The 16,472-nt window shown below is 62.6% G+C and carries 12 protein-coding genes; 3 read left to right on the top strand and 9 right to left on the bottom strand.

Going from position 1 to position 16,472, the window contains the following annotated elements; genetic code table 11:
- Positions 1–130 precede the first annotated feature (130 nt).
- The 3 genes from BLV61_RS00455 to BLV61_RS00445 all read right to left on the bottom strand — a co-directional run bounded on the left by BLV61_RS00455 (position 131) and on the right by BLV61_RS00445 (position 4,957).
- Positions 131–1,702: an amidase gene (locus tag BLV61_RS00455; protein ID WP_090469650.1), complete on the bottom strand. Its 1,572-nt coding sequence runs from the start codon at positions 1,700–1,702 to the stop codon at positions 131–133.
- Between the two features lie 110 nt (positions 1,703–1,812).
- Complete coding sequence (locus BLV61_RS00450) at positions 1,813–3,465, bottom strand: methyl-accepting chemotaxis protein (RefSeq protein ID WP_090469647.1); 1,653 nt, start codon at positions 3,463–3,465, stop codon at positions 1,813–1,815.
- 55 nt (positions 3,466–3,520) lie between these two features.
- Complete coding sequence (locus tag BLV61_RS00445; RefSeq protein ID WP_047529020.1) at positions 3,521–4,957, bottom strand: coniferyl aldehyde dehydrogenase; 1,437 nt, start codon at positions 4,955–4,957, stop codon at positions 3,521–3,523.
- A 199-nt stretch (positions 4,958–5,156) separates the two neighbouring features.
- On the opposite strand from BLV61_RS00445, the gene BLV61_RS00440 reads away from it, so the two are divergent.
- On the top strand, positions 5,157–6,140 hold the full coding sequence (locus BLV61_RS00440; RefSeq protein WP_047529018.1) for a flavin reductase family protein: 984 nt from the start codon (positions 5,157–5,159) through the stop codon (positions 6,138–6,140).
- Positions 6,137–7,477 (top strand): spinster family MFS transporter, encoded by a 1,341-nt coding sequence (locus BLV61_RS00435; protein ID WP_052193523.1) that lies wholly within the window; start codon positions 6,137–6,139, stop codon positions 7,475–7,477. The genes BLV61_RS00440 and BLV61_RS00435 overlap by 4 nt, the downstream gene beginning before the upstream one ends.
- Positions 7,478–7,692: 215 nt before the next feature.
- On the opposite strand, the gene BLV61_RS00430 is transcribed toward BLV61_RS00435, so the two are convergent.
- The 6 genes from BLV61_RS00430 to BLV61_RS00405 form a co-directional block, all read right to left on the bottom strand.
- On the bottom strand, positions 7,693–8,337 hold the full coding sequence (locus BLV61_RS00430; RefSeq protein WP_047529016.1) for a dTMP kinase: 645 nt from the start codon (positions 8,335–8,337) through the stop codon (positions 7,693–7,695).
- Between the two features lie 284 nt (positions 8,338–8,621).
- On the bottom strand, positions 8,622–9,686 hold the full coding sequence (locus tag BLV61_RS00425) for a 2,3-butanediol dehydrogenase (RefSeq protein ID WP_236693142.1): 1,065 nt from the start codon (positions 9,684–9,686) through the stop codon (positions 8,622–8,624).
- Positions 9,687–9,776: 90 nt separating this feature from the next.
- Complete coding sequence (locus BLV61_RS00420; RefSeq protein WP_047529012.1) at positions 9,777–10,889, bottom strand: acetoin dehydrogenase dihydrolipoyllysine-residue acetyltransferase subunit; 1,113 nt, start codon at positions 10,887–10,889, stop codon at positions 9,777–9,779.
- Positions 10,886–11,905 (bottom strand): alpha-ketoacid dehydrogenase subunit beta, encoded by a 1,020-nt coding sequence (locus BLV61_RS00415; protein ID WP_047529010.1) that lies wholly within the window; start codon positions 11,903–11,905, stop codon positions 10,886–10,888. Before BLV61_RS00415 ends, BLV61_RS00420 begins: the two co-directional genes overlap by 4 nt.
- A gap of 33 nt (positions 11,906–11,938) precedes the next feature.
- Positions 11,939–12,916 carry a thiamine pyrophosphate-dependent dehydrogenase E1 component subunit alpha gene (locus BLV61_RS00410; RefSeq protein WP_047529008.1) on the bottom strand — a complete coding sequence of 326 codons (978 nt, stop codon included), beginning with the start codon at positions 12,914–12,916 and terminating at the stop codon, positions 11,939–11,941.
- Positions 12,894–13,994, bottom strand: a complete 1,101-nt coding sequence (locus BLV61_RS00405; RefSeq protein WP_090461743.1) for an ATP-NAD kinase family protein — start codon at positions 13,992–13,994, stop codon at positions 12,894–12,896. The genes BLV61_RS00410 and BLV61_RS00405 overlap by 23 nt, the downstream gene beginning before the upstream one ends.
- Before the next feature lie 343 nt (positions 13,995–14,337).
- Here BLV61_RS00405 and BLV61_RS00400 point away from each other — a divergent pair, with 343 nt between their 5' ends.
- Positions 14,338–16,218 (top strand): sigma-54-dependent Fis family transcriptional regulator, encoded by a 1,881-nt coding sequence (locus tag BLV61_RS00400; protein ID WP_090461741.1) that lies wholly within the window; start codon positions 14,338–14,340, stop codon positions 16,216–16,218.
- The last annotated feature ends 254 nt before the right edge of the window (positions 16,219–16,472 follow it).

Genomic DNA, 16,472 nt, shown 5'->3' with positions numbered 1-16,472 from the left:
ATCGTCAAAGCGGACTAGGAAGGCGTGTGTGCGTAGGGCGCTTGCTGGTGCTGCGAGGGATGGCTTGGGGTGACAGCGCTTTTTTGTGGCGAGGGAGCTTGCTCCCTCGCCACAACAGGTGTGCGTTGTCTCAGAGGACTGCGCGCCTTGCCGCCCAGGGGCGGTCTTGTTCCAACTGGTGGGCCAGACGCAACAGTCCATCTTCACCTCCCAGGCGGGCGGTGAACATCATGCCCACGGGCATGCCGCTGTCGCTCTGTCCCAGGGGCAGGGAAATGGCCGGTTGCCCACTGACGTTGGCCAACACGGTGAAACCGGCGCTACCCATGGCGTGATGGGCATAGCTGTCCCAAGGCTGATCCAGCGTCAACAGGCCCAGTTGCGGGGTCAGGTTGGCGGTCACCGGTGAGAGGATCACATCGAAGCGCTCGAAGGGTTGCTCCATGGTCGCGCCGATGCTTTCGAACGACTGCCGGGCGCGATACAGGGCTTCGCCGGTGGTCATCTTGGCTCGCCCAAGGTTGACCAGGGTGATTTGCTCCAGGTCCTGCGCGGTGGCAGCCCGCCCCAGCACTTGTTCACGGTCTTGAATGGCCGTACGCAAGGCTGTGCCAATCACCGCGCCGTGAGCGCCGAACAACTGGCCAGGGTCGATGTTCAGCGTCAGTTCCTCGACTTCATGCCCCAGCCCCAGCAACTGCTTGATGGTCTGATCCAGCGTGGTCGCAATCGCCGGTTCCAGCGCGGCACCGGTCAGCGACTGGCGAACCACGGCGACTCGCAACTTGCCCGGTTCGCGCTGCAATTCTTCGACATAGGGCCGCAACAGCGGTGGGCTCCAATAGGCACTACCGACCTCATGGCCCTGGCCCGCGTCGAGAAACAGCGCGGTGTCACGCACCGAGCGCGAGACGACGTTGGCGACACTGGCACCGAACCAGCCTTCGAAATGCCCCGGACCGCTGGGGGTGCGATAGCGGCTGGGCTTGAGTCCCACCAGACCGCAATAGGACGCGGGAATGCGGATCGAGCCGCCGCCGTCGGTGGCATGGGCGACGGGCACGATGCCGGCCGCCACTGCGGCCGCCGCGCCACCGGAGGATCCGCCGGCGCTCATGGCCAGGTTCCATGGGTTGCACGTCTGCCCCCACAGCTTGGATTCGGTGGTGGTGGTCAGGCCGAACTCGGGACAAGTCGTCTTGCCGAAGGGCACGGCGCCGGCCTGTTCGTAGCGGGTGATCAGGGTACTGGTCCGGGGAGCGGGCGGCGCGTCCTTGAATAAACGGCAACCGTTGCTGGTCGAGGTGCCTTGCAGATAGGTATTGAGGTCTTTGATCAGTACCGGAACCCCGGCCAGCGGGCCCTGCTTTTCAGTACCAGCGGCGCGACGCTGGGCCAACAACGCCCTGGCGTAGTCCTCGTGCAGCATGTTCACCGCCTTGACCCGGCCATTGACCGCCTGGCAGCGCGCCAGCGCGGCCGCCAGCAAGTCGGCCGGTTGCAGCTCGCCACTACGGATCGCCTGGCCCATCGCCCAGGCGTCCAGCCCCTGGTAGTCACTGTTGGACAGTCCTTCGGAGCGGGCATCGGCGAATCGCCCGAGGAGGCCGACCCCCACGGCCAGGGCGCCGGCCTTGAGCACGCTCCGACGGGGCCAGCCACTCTGCGCAGCGTCGCAAGCAGTGGATGGCTGGGCAGTCATGAATCGGTATTCGTCGTTTTGCATAATGGTCTCGCGCCCTGTCAATTATTGTTTTAGGGGTGATTAAACGGCTTTTTTCTTTCGGCGAACAACCCTGTCCCGCCAGGCATTCAAACCACATTGAAGCGTGACGACAGCTGATCCAGCTCTTGCGCCAGTTGTTCCAGATCCAGCGCGGCAATCGCACTTCGCCCGGCGCCGGCCGACAGCGCGCCGGTGCCCGCCGAGACACTGTCGACCCGCGCGACCATTTCCCGGGTCACCCGCACCTGTTCAGTGATTACCGTGGCAATGGTGTCGACACTTCGGATCACGTCATCGGTGCCACTGCGAATCTGCGCCACCGAGTCGCCAGCTTGATGCGCCAGGCTGACCCCGTCATTCACCCGGTCCACCACCCGGCCCATACCGTCGACCACCGCCAGCGTACCTTCCTGGATGCGTTGCACCGTCAGATCGATCTCGCCAATCGAGCGGGCGGTACGCTGCGCCAACATCCTGACTTCGTCGGCGACCACGGCAAACCCACGCCCCTGCTCTCCCGCCCGCGCCGCTTCGATAGCGGCGTTCAGGGCCAGCAGATTGGTTTGCTCGGCAATGCTGCGAATCACATTGAGCACATGGCTGATTTCACCGGAAAAACCTTCCAGTTCGCGAATATGCACCGCGGTATCGCTGATCACATCGCTGATACGGTTCATCTCCCGGGCCATGTCGCGGATAAAATCTTCGCTTTTGCCCGAACGCGCCGCCGAGTGTTGGGTGATGCTGCGCGACATGCCCACATGATTCTCCACTTCGCCAATCGACCCCGACAGGTGTTCGACCGCGCTGGAGATGCCGCGCACCGCATCAGCCTGCTGCCGGGTGGCCAACGAGGCCAGTTCCGCCGACTCGGCCATGTGCCTGGCCTCAGAACTGACACGTTTGACCAGCACGCGCATTTGCGAGATCAGCCTGTGCAGGTTGTCACGCATCGCCGCGATGTCACCCAGCATCCGCGAGAACTCGTCATGCCCCTTGACCTCGATGGTCCGGGACAAGTCGCCAGCGGCGATGGCGCGGACACTGGCACCCGCCTGGGCAAAGGCACGCTTGAGCCGGGTCAGGGTGGAAAACGCGGTCAGGCTGCCCGCGAACACACCGAACAGGGCCAATGCCAGATACGCCATCAAGGTCGAGCGATAGCGTTGCTGCGCCGCTTCATACGCGTGCTCGGCCGCCGCCTGCTGGATCGCTTGCAACTTGCCCAGCTCAAGCACGGCGGCATCGCCCTCAGGCTCGGCCATGCGCAGGAATGAAAGAATGCCCGGCAATCTGAAGTCGCCGGCTCGAAACGTTTCCAGAAGGATTTGCAACTCGTCCTTCCAGGCCTGGTAATGCGCGGCAAAGGCGTCGGCCGCCTGTTGTTCCTCACTGCTCAGCGTGCGCTGGCGGTACTGCGCCCAGCGTAGATCAAGCGTCCGGTTGCTGGTCTCGATTGCGCTCAGGGTGGCTTCGACGGGACGGTCGAACGCCGCCACCAACGGGCCCTCGGGGTCTTGCTGGATGGCGAGCAGGACCTGGCGCCGGCTCTCATCGAGGCGCTGCCGGACCTCGCCAAACATCAGCAGCGTCGCCAGGTTGTCTTCGTTGATCGCTCGCAGGCTGTCGCGCGCCTGTTGCAGGCCGTGGGCGCCAAAACCGACCGCCAGCACGAACAACAAGGTGGCCAACAGCGCCCAAAGCCACAGACGCTGAGCGATCGTGATTGTCTTGAACATGAACAATGGCTTGTCTCGTGCAGCGTGCGCAGCGCCGGAAGCGCCCCGCACGGGGTCAGTCGGCAGTCACGCTGGCCAGCATGGCCGTCAGGAAGTGCTCGCTGTACGGCGGCAAGAGTCCCCATTCGCGACGCGGGTCATGGGCCGGCGCCTTGAACACGGTGCGCTGGTGGCTGAATTCGAGGAATCCTTCGTGGCCATGGTAATGGCCCATGCCCGAAGCGCCGACGCCGCCGAACGGCGCGTCGTGCATCGCCGCATGCATCATTACGTCGTTGACGGTGACCCCGCCGGACACGGTGCGATCCAGTACGTATTGCTGCTCTTGCGGGTCTTCGCCGAAGTAATACAGGGCCAGCGGACGCGGACGCGCATTAATGTCGTCCAGGACACAGTTGAGCTCGTCATAGGTGAGTACCACCATGGCCGGGCCGAAAATCTCTTCGCGCATGATCACGCTGTCCGGCGCCGGGTCGACTACCACGCGCAACGGACGGCGCCGATCATCGGCATTGGCCGCCACGGGTTCAGGCACGCTCTCGATGCGGGCGCCCCGGGCCTGGGCATCCAGTACATAGCCTTCGACCCGATCCAGATGCCGCTGGTTGACCACCGCCACCACGTCCGGGTTGCCAGCCACCGAAGGGTTGAGTTCGCGGTAGGTTGCACGCAGTGCGTCGAGGAACGATTCGAGCAGCGCCCTGGGTACGTACACCAGATCCGGATTGATACAGATCTGCCCGCCATTGCAGGCCTTGCCCACGGCGATGCTGAAAGCGGCTTTTTTCAGGTCGGCGCTGGCGGTCACGATGACCGGCGACTTGCCACCCAGCTCCAGCGTCACCGGCACCAGGTTCAGCGCAGCGTTGCGCATGACCAGCCGCCCGGTCGCGGTACTGCCGGTGTACACCAGGTGATCGAACGGCTGGGCGCTGAAGGCTTCGGCCAGTTCGACGTCACCGGTGACCACAGCGATCTCCAGCGGGTCGATGTGTTCGGCGAACAACTGCGCCACAAGCTCGGCGGTGCGCGGTACCACGTCCGACGGCCTGAGGATTGCCCGGTTGCCCGCTGCCAGTACCGAGGCCAGGGGACTGAACAAGGTATACAACGGCGCATTCCAGGTCCCGAGAATGCCGACCGTGCCCTTGGGTTGATGCATCACCCAGGCCTTGGCGCCGAGTTGATCGTAAGGCGCGAATGGCGCACGCGGTTCATCCTGCATCCAGTCTTGCAGATGGTCCCGCGCATATTTGAGCGAAGCCAGGGCACCCACCACGTCATTCATCAGCGTGAAACCGGCAGGCCGGCCGCCGAAATCCAGGTCGATCGCCTCGGTCAGCGCCCCATGGTGGCGCACCAGCAGATCGATTACTTGCTGAAGTCGGCGTCGGCGGGTATCCGCGCTCACAGCACCGGCGCTGGCGAATGCGTTTTTTTGCCGGGATAACAGGCTGGCAAGCCCCTCGACGGATGATGTGACGGAACTCATTCGTGCCCCCTTGCAGGTACTGGCCCCATGGCCGGGAAGCGCCCGATGCGCTTGCCATCACCCTAGCCCCGCCTGCCCCCGCGCCGCCTCGTCCGATCGGACGAGGCACGCCTGAATCTGTTAGTCCGTTGAGACGATGTTTAATAGCGTGCCGGAACCAATACTGGCCCTACGAAAATCCAACTCCATGAGGCCAGTCATGGCAACGCCAAACGTCAGTTTCGATCCCCAGGCTTTTCGTGCCGCACTCGGCACCTTTACCACCGGGGTCACGATCATCACTACCCAGTCCGAAGACGGCTCACCCGTGGGGATCACGGCCAACAGTTTCAATTCGGTTTCGCTCAACCCGCCACTTGTGCTCTGGAGCCTGTCCAAGCAGGCCCGCAGCCTGCCGGTGTTCACCAGCGGCAAGCACTGGAATGTCCACGTGCTGTCCACTGAACAGGAAACCCTGTCGGGACGCTTCGCCACCCAAGGCGAGGACAAGTTCTCGGAAATCCAGCTGGACAATGGCGTCAGCGAGGCGCCGTTGCTGCAGGACTGCACAGCGCGTTTCCAGTGCCGCACCGCGTTCCAGTACGAAGGCGGCGACCATGTGATTTTTGTCGGCGAAGTGCTTGCGTTCGATCACAGCGACCGCGCGCCACTGGCGTTCCAGAGCGGCCAATATGCCCTGGCGACCCGCAAGCCGCGCAGTGAGCTGCGTCTGGCCACCACACCGCCGCCTCCGGAATGCAGCTACACCGAGGACTTGCTCGGCTATCTGTTGGGTCGCGGCCACTATCAGGTGCTCAATGCCCTGCGGCAGATGCTGAGTCATCAGCAGCTGGACGAAATGGCGTTTTTCATCCTGTCCATTCTGTGTATCCGCGACAACCTGTCCCTTGAAGAAATCAATACCTTCGTGGCGTACACCGGCCGCGAAGTCACCCTGGCCAGCATGCGCTTCCTCGAACACCAGCGCCTGGTGGCGATCGAGGGGACAACCGATGCCTTGCGTTTTGTCCTGACCGCGCAGGGCCGGGAGGTGTCGCTGCATCAACTGGCACTGGCCAAGGCTGTCGAGGAAGACCTTTCGGTCAAACTCGGCGCCGCCGATGCACAAGCCTTGAAGGTCTTGCTCAAGCGTCTGATTGTGGTGAGCGACCCTGGCTTGCCGGATCTCTGGGCACCGCGATGAGCGCGAACCCGAGGAGCACGCTGCCACCGGCCAGGGTCGGTTGGCGCAGCCACGGTTTGCTGTTGCTGCTGGCCGTGGTGTTCGCCGACAACTTCGTCGGGCGACAGATACTCGCGGTGATGATCGAACCGATCAAATCGGAATTCGGCGTCGGCGATACGGCCATGGGACTGATTTCCGGCCTGGCGTTCGCGGCGGTGTATGCCCTCATGGGATTGCCCGCGGGACGGCTGGTCGATCGCATGCCACGCACCCGCTTGCTGGCCATGGCTTGCCTGCTCTGGGCAGGGGCGACCATGGCCTGCGGGTTGGCGGGGAGTTTCCTGGCGCTGGCCATTGCGCGCATGCTGGTGGCCGTCAGCGAATCGCCGACCACCTCGGCCTCGCTGTCGGTGATTGCCGATTTGTATCCCCCGCAACGGCGCTCCTTGGCGATCAGTTGCTTCACCAGCGCCCCCACCTTTTCTTCAATCATCGGCCTGAGCATCGGCGCCTGGGTGGTCGAACACTACGGCTGGCGCGCCGGGTTCATTGCCCTTGGCGCGCCGGCCGTGCTGTTCAGCGCCCTGCTCGCCTTTGTCGTCCGCGATCCACAACGAGGCCGCTGGGACCTCACGCCCCACGCACAAGCGCCTTCCCCGTTGCTGGGCATGAGGGCCGAAGCCCGTGAGCTCTGGGCTTTTCCGGCTTATCGCTGCCTGATCCTCGCCGGCGGCCTGACCACACTCAGCTCCTACGCCGTCGGCATGTGGAATACGAGTTTCCTGGTGCGCTCCCACGGCTTGTCGTTGCAACACGCCGGGCTACTGGCCGGGGTCATTTGCGGTATCTCGGCCGGGATCGGCGGGCTGTTCAGCGGTTGGCTGAGTGATCGCCTGAGCCGCCGTCACCCGCACTGGCAATTGTCCATTCCGGTGTTGGGCCACCTGACGGCGCTCGGTGCGCTGATACCCTACCTGCTCTGGTCAGACTCGGTGCTGATCCGCATCGGCGATGTGCCCATCCCCACGGCCATGCTCTGGTGCGCCCTGTACGCGTTCTTTGCCGTGTGGTGGGTTGCGCCGTCGTACAACCTGGTGACCCAACTCGTGCCCCCGGGTCGGCGCGGGAGTGCCATGGCCCTGCAAACCATCATCAGCACCCTGCTCGGAGTCGGTGTCGGTCCGCTGGTCGTCGGCCTGTTCAGCGACCTGCTGCTGCCGGTCTATGGCCAGGAGTCACTGCGTTATGCGCTGATGCTGGTAAGCCTGCCAGTGCTGGGCTCGGTGCTGTTGCTGGTACGCACGGCAAGCCATGCGGCCAGGACTGAGTACCGTCATGCGGTGACGGTTTCGTAATCGCCAGTGGTGCTCGGGATGCTGTTCACTACGGTGTAGATATCCGTGTCTTCGGTGATCGCTACTGGCGGCTTCGCTTTGACAGCGAGTGACTTGGAGAAGCGCCAGGCAACCAGGCGCTTTGGCGCCTGTCGTTCGGTGCCTCGCTCAGGTCCTGCCCCGTGAGCCCGCTACCGCTGCGGCGACAAATTCCCCCCTTCGATCCGGCCAACGCTCTAAACCTCGGCTATCTCAACCGCATCTACCGGACATTCAAGGACGCTATAGATCTCAGAAATCACCTGCATCGTTGCGTCTTCGATCGTTCCTTCATTACGGCATAGAACCCAGCCGTGATCCGCAATCGCTCGTTCGAACGCGTGGGTACAAGCGACCTGTTCTTCCAGCTTATGGATGACCGTACTGCTCAGCCCGCGCTGTCGTGCCGCTGCCCTGGCCCATGAAATATCAGGGGCGGTGACAACCCCGACATGCAGGTCTGGCACTCGCACGTTTCGCTCAATGTTTAACTGTAGAATTTCTGCAAACGGGATTATCCGGCGAAACGCCGCATCAGACGGGTACCAGCGATCAATCAAGATGATGCTGCCCGGTGGCTGTTTAGTCAGCACATGCCGGGAAATCCAGGCACGGCTATCGGCAAAGCGCTCACAAACCCCCCACTCCAACTCCCGGCCGGGATTTCTGACGAGCTGGTTGACGAGGGCCATTGTTTCACCCCTGCAGGGATCGCTTTTTTTCTCACAAAGCCGGATCACCATTTTATTGTCGGCCCTCAGTACTTTCGTAACGGCCTCCAACAGCGTGGTTTTGCCGGTTCCCTTGGGCCCATCGAGTGAAACAAACAGCGGACGATTCATTTTTCAAATAACGATTGATAGACGGTTTTTTTGCCCGGTTCGTTCGCTGGAAACGCTTGGCGCGACGATGCGAATCGAGTGGAGGGACCTTATGAACAGACATTTGATGAACACTCTAACCCGGTTTCCGGTTGACGGGTCTCAAATCCAGGGTCCGGTTCTCTTTCAACCCGCCAAACCTGCGTTCAATGATGTTGCGCTGGTCGCAATAGCGTCGCAGGTACTCAGCGCGGTAGCCCTTGTCCGCTTGCGACCAGCCTGGTCCATCGTGCGATTCCGCCGCTTCAGACTCGAGCGGGCGACACGATGATTTTGACGTTGTGCTCCTTGTTGTTGACCAGTTCCTCGAAGCCCTGCCCCACGATCTGCTCCAACTGAATGCGCCCCGTCACCAGCGGCGTGATATCCAGCCGACCATCAGCGATAAAGGCGATCACATCGGCGAACTCACCGTTATAGGCCAGCGCACCCAGCACCTGTTTTTCGGTAGCCACCAACTCGAAAAAGTTGAACTCGCTGGGCTCCTCGAAGATCCCCACCAGTACGCACTTGCCGGCCTTGCGGATCAGGTCGATTGCGAGCTTGGCCGTGTGTTTGTTGCCGATGCATTCGAAGCTGACATCCGCCCCGAGCCCACCCGTCAGGCGTCGCACTTCAGCCAAGGCATCGCATTCCTTGGGATCGAGCACATGGCTCGCCCCCACTTCCAGGGCCTTGGCCTTGCGCGCGCCAGACATTTCCAGAGCGATCACCTGAGCCGCACCGGCAGCCTTGGCGCACATGATGGTGCACAAGCCAATGGTGCCCGCACCCACGACGACAACGTTCTGACCGAGCAGGCTCCCGGCTTTTTTCACCGCGTGCATGCCCACCGCCAGAGGCTCGATCAGTGCCCCGGCTTCTGCTGGAAAGTTCGCCGGCAACTTGTACAACAGATTCGCCGGCACGTTGACCAGTTCGGCGAAGGCACCATTATTCATCAGTCCGGTGAAGGCCAGGTTCTCGCAGATGTTGTACAGCCCGTGGGTGCAGTAGTAGCAAGTGCCGCAATGTTGGCAGGCATCGGCCGCCACCGGTTCGCCGACGCTGAAACCCTGGACCCCGGCACCGAGCTCGACGATTTCGCCACAAAACTCGTGACCGAGAATGCACTGGCCCTTGATCCCGGTCAGGGGGTGCGGTGCGTCAACCGGTATGAACACCGGTCCGGCCACGTACTCATGCAGATCGGACCCACAAATTCCGCACCATTGCACACGGATCTGCACCCAGCCGGCCGGTGGCGCCACTGGCAGCGGAACGTCTTCGACACGGATATCGTGACGGCCGTGCCAGACAGCGGCACGCATACTGCGTTGAGGATTGATTGGAAGGCTCATAGCGACATCTCCTTGAAATAGTTGCTCCTGGCAGCCCGCGAGAGGCCACCAGGAGGGGCGTCAGTGCTGTTGCACAAACTTTAGAATCAATGGGTTGACTTGCTCGGCCGCTTCCATCTGCACCATGTGTGCCTGACCAGGCAGGACCTCGACCTGGGCCTTCAGCCCGGTGCTATGGTTTACTGGAATAATCGCGTCGTCACTGCCCCAGATCAGCAATACCGGCTGCTGGCCGTCCTGCACCACGCCCCGCAGATCGAGCTGTTGCGATCCATCTTTGAACAAGCCTGATACCAGCAGGCGCAGGGCCGCGCCCACGCCTTCCAGGCGCTTGTACTTGAGCATGTCTTCGAGCATCTGCCGGTTGACCAGATCGGGATTGGAGAACAGTTTCACCAACTGTGGCTTGAGGGCATTGCGGTTGGTCGCCTCGACAAAACCTTCCAGGTAATCACCGTTGATGCCCTCCCCCAGACCCGCGCTGCCGATCAAGGTCAAGGTCCGTACCCGTTGCGGTGCCAGACGCGCCAGGTTCAGCGACACCGCTCCGCCCATGGAGTGACCCACCAGATGCGCGGCGGGAATGTCCAGGTGATCAAGCAACGCGAGCACTGCGCTGCTCAGCTCATCCAGGTCTCCGCGCTCCAGCTGTTTGGTCGACTCGCCATGGCCCGGCAGGTCCAGAGCAATCACCCGACGCCCGGCGGCCAATGCTTCGTGGTTGAACATCCAGTTGTTCAGGTCACCGCCAAAGCCGTGCACCAGTACCAACGGCACCCCGCCTTCGCCGCGCTCGAAGTAACGGATCAACCGCCCGTCCAGCTCGACCTTTTGCGGCTTCGGCCCCAGGTCTTCCTCGGCACTGCCCCCGGGCACGAACGTGGCCTGAAACTGTTCGATAACCGCATCGATCTCGACCTCGCTGGCCTCGCCATCGACCACGATACCGAGCAACGCCCCCACCGCGAGGGTTTCATCCTGGCGGGCGATCTGCCGACGAAGCACCCCGGAAAAAGGCGCTTCGACACTGCTGGAGATTTTGTCGGTTTCGACGTCCAGCACTTCGTCGCCCTTGGCGATGGCCTGGCCCTCCTCCTTGAGCCAGACATCGACCCGGCCCTCAGTCATGGACAGGCCCCACTTGGGCATGGTCAACGTATGGATCTGGCTCATGAACGCTTGCTCCACTCGATCAGCTTGAGCACGGCGTTCTCGATCTTCGCCGCGTCGGGAATGTAGAGGTCTTCCAGAGCGTCGGAGAACGGAACCGGCGTATGCGGTGCAGTCACCATCTCGATCGGTGCCTTGAGCGAGGCGAATGCTTTTTGCGCCACCAAAGCCGAAATATCAGTCGCCATGGAGCAGCGCGGGTTGGCTTCGTCGATGACCACCAGGCGTCCGGTCTTCTCCACACTTTCCAAAATACTGTCTTCGTCCAGCGGGCTGGTGGTGCGCAGGTCGATCACCTCGCAGTCGATGCCACGCGCGGCCAGATTGCGGGCGGCGTCCATTGCGGTGTTGACCGTACGGCCATAGGAGACCAGCGTCACATCCTTGCCGTCACGCAGGAAATTGGCTTCGCCGAAAGGGATGGTATAGAGCTCTTCCGGTACTTCACCCTGCATGCTGTAGAGCATTTTGTGTTCACAGAAAATCACCGGATCGTTGTCGCGGATCGCCTGGATAAGCAACCCCTTGGCGTCATAAGGAGACGACGGGCAGACCACTTTCAGCCCCGGAATGTGGGTCCACAACGAAGTAAGCATCTGCGAGTGCTGGGCGGCGGCCCGCAACCCGGCACCGACCATCGTGCGGATCACCAGTGGCGTGGCCGCCTTGCCACCGAACATGTAGCGAAACTTGGCCGCCTGATTGAGGATCTGGTCCAGGCAGCAACCGGCGAAATCGACGAACATCAACTCACACACCGGGCGCACGCCACAGGTCGCGGCGCCCACGGCTGCACCGACATAGCCCAACTCCGACAAAGGCGTGTCCAGCACGCGCCCGGGGAATTGGTGATAGAGGCCCTTGGTCACGCCCAGCACCCCGCCCCAGGCATCGTTTTCACCGGGGGCACCGGCACCGCCGGCGACGTCCTCCCCCATGATGAATACGCTGGGATCGCGGCGCATTTCCTGGGCCAGCGCTTCGTTGATTGCCTGCTGATAACTGATTTTTCTCGCCATGATGAAGGTCTCGATTCTTGTTATAGGGGGCGTTCAGGGATAGGAAACGTAGACGTCGGAAAGCAGATCGGCCGCGCTCGGCTTGGGGTCGGACTTGGCCTTGCGCACGGCGTTCTCGATCAGCAGGTCCACCTCGCTGTCGATCTGGTCCAACTGGCTGGCCTGCACCCGCCCGGCGCGGGTGACGCGGTCACGGAACTGCATCAAACAGTCGTTGTGTTCGCGGAAATGCTTGACCTCGTCCGGCGCCCGATAGGTCTGGGCGTCGCCCTCAAAGTGACCGTAATAGCGCGTCAGCTTGACCTCGATCAGCGACGGCCCCTCCCCAGCCCTGGCCCGCTCCACGGCGGCACCGGCGGCTTCGTGAACGGCGAAGAAGTCGAAGCCGTCCACGGTGACGCCGGGCATGCCGAAGCCGGCTGCGCGGTCGGCGATGTGGTCGCAGGCCACCGACCAGTTGGAGGCCGTGGCTTCGGCGTAACCGTTGTTCTCGGCAATGAACAGGCACGGCAGATTCCACACCGAGGCCATGTTCATCGCTTCGAACACCGCCCCTTCGTTGGAACCACCGTCACCAAAGAACACCACCGCAACACTGTCAGTCCCCTTGAGTTTGGCGGCCAGGGCCGCGCCCACGACCAGCGGCGCTCCGGCCCCCACAATGCCGTTGGCACCGAGCATGCCCTTCTCGAAATCGGCGATGTGCATGGAGCCGCCCTTGCCTTGGCAGACCCCGGTTTTCTTGCCGTAGATCTCGGCCATCATTCCGTACACATCGACGCCTTTGGCGATGCAGTGGCCGTGACCACGGTGGTTGGAGGCAATGCAATCGTCATCACCCAAGTGGGCCATGACCCCGGCGGCCGAGGCTTCTTCGCCGGCGTACAGATGGACAAAACCGGGAATCTCACCGGTGGCGAATTCCACGTGCAGGCGCTCTTCAAAGACGCGGATGGTGCGCATCACCTGATAGGCATGCAGCAATTGATCAGCGGTCAGCTGTGTCGACATTTTTATTCTCCAGGGTGTCTTGTGGTTCAAGGTTCAGAGGGTGTTGCGGGTGCTCGCGGCCGATGGCCAGTAGTCGCTGTTGCGCGGCATGGGCCAGGGTCGCATTGACATCGATGCTCAGCGGACCGCCGGCATCGAGCGTGACCGTGGGCCGGTCATGGGCGTTGAATTCGATCTCGCGCTCGCCATCCAGGGCGAGGGTTCCGCTGGCCAGGCACAGACGATGGGCGACCCCGGGTTCAAGACTTCCAGCCGCGAGCACACCGCAGCCTTGCAGCAGGCCCGGCGCCAGCGGCACCAGCAGCGCTTCGGGCGATCGCGCATCAAGTCGCATCCAGGCCCCGCCAGGCGCCTGACGTGACACGGGGAACCACAAGCCGCAAAGGGCCGAGATGCCAATGGATTGAGGTTCGGCGAAAGTCACGAACACCTCGGCCAGATCGGTCCCGCGACTGATGGCCCGTGCGCCGACAAAGGGCAGCGAGGACACCGCCACGTCCACCAGGGCCATTTCGCACAGGCCACGACTCGGCTCGCGCACCAGCAAGCGTTTGTTGCGGCGCAAGGCGATCCCGGGCGGAATCCGCCCACTGACAAACAGTCCGCCGGCCAACCCGGCGCTGGTGGCTTCACGTAATTCCGGGAAGGCGTTATTGGTGCCGGTGGACAGCGTCAGCAGCGGAATGTCGCCCACTTCAGCGGCCACCGCCTTGTGAGTGCCGTCACCGCCCAGCACGGCAATCAGCGCAACGCCGCGTTCGGCCATCCAGCGTGCCGCGAGGCGGGTGTCCTCGACGCTTTGGCGCAGGGTCAGGTCGAGGAACTCCAGGGCCGGCCAGTGACTGCTGCGCGCCTGGCGGCCGTGGCTGTTTTTCAGCACGGCGGCGGCAATGCCCGTCATGTCCGTGGGCATCAGCACCCGATCGATACCCGTGGCGCCAAAGGCCGCCAGCAAGCGCTGGATCACCGAGACCTTGTCGGTACTGGAAAACAACCCGGCGTTGGCGGTCAGTCGCCGCACGTCGCGGCCGGAGGCCGGGTTAGCAATGATGCCTACGGTCTGCGGCGCACGACTCATGACGCCACCAACGGCAGATCAGGGAAAGGGTTTGGGCAGGACATCGGGCACCTCTTTTTATTATTGGGTGGCCAGTCGGGCTGGTTGCCAGAGCAAGAGCAAGGCCGGTGCCAAGTCTGCAAAAACGCCTGCATAACCGCGCCGTAGAGCGTTCCGATGGTCACCCATGGATGACCGGAATCCATCCCGGATGAGACGCGTCATGTCAGGCTGCACGAGGTGGCGGCGAGACCGTGAGACGTCGCGTCTCACCGCCGGCCCCGGTTGACCCAACACTTGTCTGTGGCCAATGAACGGCGCTTAATAGCCGCACAACTAAAAGAAGATGGAACCGGAGGCCTTAATGCTTTCCGCACACTCAAAGGCGCATGTGGATTGCGTCAGCCGTGTTTTGAAGAATGCCGGGCACCTGCCGCAACTGCCCGTGTCGGACCTGATTCTCGACTCCTGGCGGCGCTCCATGGAGCAACACCACCTGGATCCCGGCTCGCTACAAGGACCACGGATCCTCTCGCAGAACGTGTTGCAGGAATGCCGCGAGCGCTCCGAGTTGTTCTTGCGCATCGCCAGTGAAGAAGTCGCCCGCCTCCACGGTCGGGTCCGCGATGCCGACTACTGCGTCCTGCTCACAGACGCTCAGGGCCAGACCATCGACTACCGCGTCGAAACCTCCATCCGCAATGACTGCCGCAAGGCCGGTCTTTACCTCGGCACCTGCTGGTCGGAGGGTGAGGAAGGCACGTGTGGCGTGGCGGCGGTACTGACTGCGCGAACGCCGGTCACGGTTCACAAACGCGATCATTTTCGCGCCGCGTTTATCGGACTCACCTGCTCTGCCGCGCCGGTCTTCGACCCCAAGGGCGAACTGCTCGGAGTGCTCGATGTGTCGGCGGTGCGCTCACCCGACGACCGCCGCTCCCAGCACCTGATCCGGCAGATGGTGGTGCAGAGCGCGCGTGAAATCGAACAGGCATTTTTCATGAGCAGCGCCCAGGGTTACTGGGTGCTGCGGGCCCACGGCAGCCCGGGCTACGTCGACAGTCAACCCGATTACTTGCTCGCCTGGGACGACGATGGCTGCTTGCAGGCCTTGAACCCCGCTGCGCGGCAATGGCTGTTGCACAGTTTTGGTCAACTGCCGGAACACATTGGCCAGGTGTTCGATCAGCAGTTGCTGCATCGGATCAGTGACGAGTCGCTGTGCCTGTTGCACAGCCAGGTTGGCCACACGCAATTGCACGGTCGCCTGAACGTGCCACGGCGGGTGAAACGCAACGCTCCGCGACTGGCACTGACACCCGCCGAACTCGACCCGCGACTGGAAGAAAGCCTGCGCCTTGCCGTGCGGGTTAAAGACCGCAACCTGCCGGTGCTGATCCAGGGCGAGACCGGCTCCGGCAAGGAAGTCTTCGCCCGTCAGCTGCACCAGGCCAGTCAGCGCCGCGAGCGGCCGTTCGTGGCGGTGAACTGCGCGGCGATCCCCGAGAACCTGATCGAAAGCGAATTATTTGGCTATGTCGCCGGTGCCTTCACCGGTGCCTTGAGCAAGGGCATGCAAGGCCTGCTGGAACAAGCCGATGGCGGCACTCTGTTTCTCGATGAAATCGGCGACATGCCCCTGCCCTTGCAAACCCGGCTGCTGCGGGTGCTGGCGGAGGGTGAGGTGGCGCCTCTGGGAGCTTCACGCAGCAGAGCGATCGACCTTCAGGTCGTCTGCGCGAGCCACCGCGATCTGGAAGGATTGGTCGCCGCGGGCGAGTTTCGCGAAGACCTCTTCTTTCGTTTGAATGGTGCACGCTTCCAGTTACCGCCTTTGCGCGAGCGCAGTGACCGGCTGGCGCTGATCAACCGGATTCTCGCTGAAGAATCGACGCTGTGCGCGGAACGGATGCAACTGGGCGGTGCGGCTCTGGAATGCCTGCTTGGCTACCGCTGGCCAGGTAACGTTCGCCAGTTACGGAACGTACTGCGTTATGCCTGTGCGGTGTGCGATTCAAACCTGATTCAGGTCAGCCATTTGCCCGAGCAACTGCAGCATCACAGACTTGATGGCCCCACCATTGATGGCTGCACGAGCCCGGAACGCCAGGCGCTGCTCGACGCCCTGGTCCGCCACCGCTGGAAACCCACCGCCGCTGCCAAGGCATTGGGCATTTCCCGGGCAACCCTGTATCGGCGGGTGCATCAACACGGCATCGACATGCCTGGCAGAAGCCAGGTGTAAAGCCTGGGTGTCCTGGCAAACCGCTGTAACGAGCGCTGTATCGACCCGTTCAACGGACATGCGCTCATCACTGCCAGTGCGCACACAGTTTGACCAGCTCATCGACCGCCTACCTGACCTTCGGCCGCAGATGCGACACCTTGAGCCACACGGCATGCACGCTATAACAAGAATCCGGCCGATCGCTGGCTTCGCCAGTTGATGTTTGAGCTGTTTTCCGATCAAGACGCCTGAGCCGCGACGCCGACGCAGGA

Source organism: Pseudomonas mohnii (assembly GCF_900105115.1).
In the GTDB taxonomy this organism is placed as follows: Bacteria; Pseudomonadota; Gammaproteobacteria; order Pseudomonadales; family Pseudomonadaceae; genus Aquipseudomonas; species Aquipseudomonas mohnii.
This window is presented reverse-complemented; position numbering and strand designations above follow the sequence as displayed.

Excerpts from the sequence above, each read along its gene's own strand:
- BLV61_RS00440 (WP_047529018.1), top strand. The coding sequence starts at position 5,157 with ATGGCAACGCCAAACGTCAGTTTCGATCCCCAGGCTTTTCGTGCCGCA.
- BLV61_RS00445 (WP_047529020.1), bottom strand. The coding sequence starts at position 4,957 with ATGAGTTCCGTCACATCATCCGTCGAGGGGCTTGCCAGCCTGTTATCC.
- BLV61_RS00425 (WP_236693142.1), bottom strand. The coding sequence starts at position 9,686 with ATGCGTGCCGCTGTCTGGCACGGCCGTCACGATATCCGTGTCGAAGAC.
- BLV61_RS00405 (WP_090461743.1), bottom strand. The coding sequence starts at position 13,994 with ATGAGTCGTGCGCCGCAGACCGTAGGCATCATTGCTAACCCGGCCTCC.
- BLV61_RS00400 (WP_090461741.1), top strand. The coding sequence starts at position 14,338 with ATGCTTTCCGCACACTCAAAGGCGCATGTGGATTGCGTCAGCCGTGTT.
- BLV61_RS00455 (WP_090469650.1), bottom strand. The coding sequence starts at position 1,702 with ATGACTGCCCAGCCATCCACTGCTTGCGACGCTGCGCAGAGTGGCTGG.
- BLV61_RS00410 (WP_047529008.1), bottom strand. The coding sequence starts at position 12,916 with ATGTCGACACAGCTGACCGCTGATCAATTGCTGCATGCCTATCAGGTG.
- BLV61_RS00450 (WP_090469647.1), bottom strand. The coding sequence starts at position 3,465 with ATGTTCAAGACAATCACGATCGCTCAGCGTCTGTGGCTTTGGGCGCTG.
- BLV61_RS00415 (WP_047529010.1), bottom strand. The coding sequence starts at position 11,905 with ATGGCGAGAAAAATCAGTTATCAGCAGGCAATCAACGAAGCGCTGGCC.
- BLV61_RS00430 (WP_047529016.1), bottom strand. The coding sequence starts at position 8,337 with ATGAATCGTCCGCTGTTTGTTTCACTCGATGGGCCCAAGGGAACCGGC.
- BLV61_RS00420 (WP_047529012.1), bottom strand. The coding sequence starts at position 10,889 with ATGAGCCAGATCCATACGTTGACCATGCCCAAGTGGGGCCTGTCCATG.
- BLV61_RS00435 (WP_052193523.1), top strand. The coding sequence starts at position 6,137 with ATGAGCGCGAACCCGAGGAGCACGCTGCCACCGGCCAGGGTCGGTTGG.